The organism is Mesorhizobium sp. M4A.F.Ca.ET.020.02.1.1 (assembly GCF_004022645.1).
In the GTDB taxonomy this organism is placed as follows: domain Bacteria; phylum Pseudomonadota; class Alphaproteobacteria; order Rhizobiales; family Rhizobiaceae; genus Mesorhizobium.
In genome coordinates, this window is record NZ_RZOI01000766.1 from 1 (window position 1) to 2776 (window position 2776).

Here is a 2776-nt window from a genome sequence, read left to right on the forward strand (position 1 = left end):
CGACCCGACCGTGCTGGCCGTCGCCAGCATTCTCATCGCCATTTCGGCTTGTCTGCTTTTGCTGCTGAACGTCGTTCAGCATCGATCGGCCATGCAGCTGGGCTGACAGGCCCCACTGGCTTCGGGTGGGGCCAAACACGACGGAACTTTGAAAGGAAGACAGCGTGAATTTAACTCGCAGAAAAGCCCTGGGACTGGCCGTTGGCTCCGCCGTGCTGGCCAACGCAGGAAAAGCGTTGGCGGGACAAACCGCATCTCCCGAGCGGCGAAGCCTGGACCAACTCCACAAGGCGGCGATCGCCGAGGGCGGGCGGGTCATCGTCTATGCCGGCGGAGACACTCCCGGTCAGCAGGACGGAACCAAGAAGGCGTTCGAGAAACGGTTTCCCGGAGTCGTGCTCGACGTGGTCGTGGACTATTCGAAGTTCCACGAAGCGCGCATCGACAACCAGATCGCGACGAAAACGCTCGTTCCCGACATTGTCCAGATCCAGACCCTGCAGAACTTCCCGCGCTGGAAGAAGCGAGGGGTGCTCCAGCCCTACAAGCCTATCGGCTGGGACAAGGTCTATGGCGCTTTCAAGGATAGCGACGGCGCCTATACCGGCGTGTTCGTCGACGCGTTCTCCAACCTGGTCAATTCAAAGCTGCTCCCGGATCAGGCGACGTGGCCGCGCGAGGTCAAGGACTATCTGCGCCCCGAATTCAAGGGCAAGATCGTGCTGACCTATCCGACCGACGACGACGCGGTGCTGTTCTGGTTCAAGCAGGTCGTCGACAAATACGGTTGGGACTACGTGGATGCACTGGGCAAGCAGGAGCCGATCTATGTGCGTGGCACGCAGGCGCCGACGGACATGGTGGAGGCCGGCCAGGCCACCGTCACCTTCTCGACCGACGGCGGGCTCGTGCCGTTCCCGGACACAGTCTCCCGTTTCGTGCTGCCGATGGAGGACCCCTTCGTCGCCTGGCCGCAGCAGGCTGCCATCCTCAAAGGGGCAAAGCATCCCGAGGCCGCGAAGCTCTATCTGAGCTGGCTGCTCGACAAGGATACGCAGACGAACGTCTGGTACATGTGGTCGGTGCGCACGGACATCGCGCCGCCGGAAGGCTACAAGCCGATCTGGGAGTACAAGAACGGCGATCCGACCGCTTTCGGAAAGTTCCTTGCCGATCGCGCGGCCGTCGAAAGCTTCCGTTCCCAGATAGGGCTCTATCTGGGCGAGGCAAAAGGCGAACCCTCGCCGGGTCACCTCGGACTGCACCCTGACAAGGCGCTGCCGCACTAACGGTCCGACCATCGACCTCGATGCCGGCGGATTATCGCATAGGCCAAGCGTCTGCGAAGCAACAGGTGAGCCATGAATATCGCCGTCATCTGCGGAAGCCTTCGCAAGGGCTCGTTCAATATGATGCTGGCGCGGAACCTCGCCGCGCTGGCTCCAGGCGACATGCGGCTCACGCTGCTGGAATGCCTGCAACTCTTTCCGCACTACTGCGCCGATATCGTGGAAACGCCCGAGATCGTCACGAGATGGGTTGACGCCATCGCAGCCGCGGATGGCGTCATCATGGTATCGCCCGAATACAACCACTCCGTCCCGGGCACACTCAAGAATGCGCTCGACTGGATTTCCCGAGATCCCAGCAAGCCTTTCGCCGGCAAGCCCGTTGCCCTTCAGTCGGCTTCTACAGGGATGCTCGGCGGCGCGCGCATGCAATACCACCTCCGTCAGATCATGGTCTTCTTCGACGCGCGCTTGCTGAACAAACCTGAGCTGTTCGTCAGCCACGCCGCCTCCAGATTTGCCGCCGACGGGATCCTTCGCGACGAAAACACCGCTGAGGCGATAGCGGCGCATTTGGCCGCCTTTCGGCTGTTCGTGCGCGACCATCAACCTGAAAGGCCGTGGGACCCGAATGACGTTCAACAGGCGGGCACTGGCGAACCCATCGTCTGAAGGCCGGCAGTCTTGACATATCGAAGCATTTACTTAACGAGCTAAGTGCTTCGACTGGATGCGCTACATTCGACGATGGGAACAGGAGGACACGATCCATGCAACTCAAGGACAAGACGCTATTTCGGCAAGCTGCCCTGGTCGGAGGGTCATGGGTCGAGGCCAATGCCGCCAACGCCATTGAGGTCAGCGATCCTGCCTCAGGCGAGGTGATCGGTATCGTTCCCAAGCTGGGGGCTGCGGAGACGAGAGCCGCCATTGCGGCCGCCGAGAGGGCTCAGAAGCAATGGGCGGCGCGCACCGCCAAGGAACGAGCCGGTATCCTGCGTCGCTGGTTCGAGTTGATGATGGAGAACCAGGACGATCTTGGGCGCATCCTGACCTACGAGCAGGGCAAGCCGCTGGCCGAGGCGAAAGGGGAAATCGCCTATGGCGCCAGCTTCATCGAATGGTTCGCGGAAGAGGCACGCAGGATCTATGGCGATATCGTTCCAGGGCATCAGCGGGACAAGCGCATCCTGGTGATGAAGCAGCCGATCGGCGTGGTCGCGGCGATCACACCCTGGAACTTTCCGAACGCGATGATCACGCGCAAGGCCGGCCCCGCGCTCGCCGCCGGTTGCGCCATGGTGCTCAAACCCGCTTCGCAAACGCCATTTTCGGCGATTGCTCTTGGCATCCTGGCGGAACGGGCCGGTCTGCCCGCCGGACTGTTCAGCGTCATCACGGGCTCGGCCCGCGAAATTGGCGGGGAAAAGACCAGCAACGCCACCGGGCGAAAACTCACCTTTACCGGTTCCACGGAGATCGGCGCC

The 2776-nt window shown here is 61.8% G+C and carries 3 protein-coding genes; all 3 read left to right on the forward strand.

From position 1 onward, the window contains the following. Positions 1 to 236: 236 nt before the first annotated feature. Positions 237 to 1289, forward strand: a complete 1053-nt coding sequence (locus tag EN742_RS30735; RefSeq protein ID WP_245492431.1) for an ABC transporter substrate-binding protein — start codon at positions 237 to 239, stop codon at positions 1287 to 1289. Positions 1290 to 1361: 72 nt separating this feature from the next. Further along, positions 1362 to 1961 carry an NAD(P)H-dependent oxidoreductase gene (locus EN742_RS30740; protein ID WP_128333648.1) on the forward strand — a complete coding sequence of 200 codons (600 nt, stop codon included), beginning with the start codon at positions 1362 to 1364 and terminating at the stop codon, positions 1959 to 1961. A 98-nt stretch (positions 1962 to 2059) separates the two neighbouring features. After that, positions 2060 to 2776: aldehyde dehydrogenase family protein (locus EN742_RS30745; RefSeq protein ID WP_128333649.1), on the forward strand; the 717-nt coding region annotated here is incomplete at its 3' end.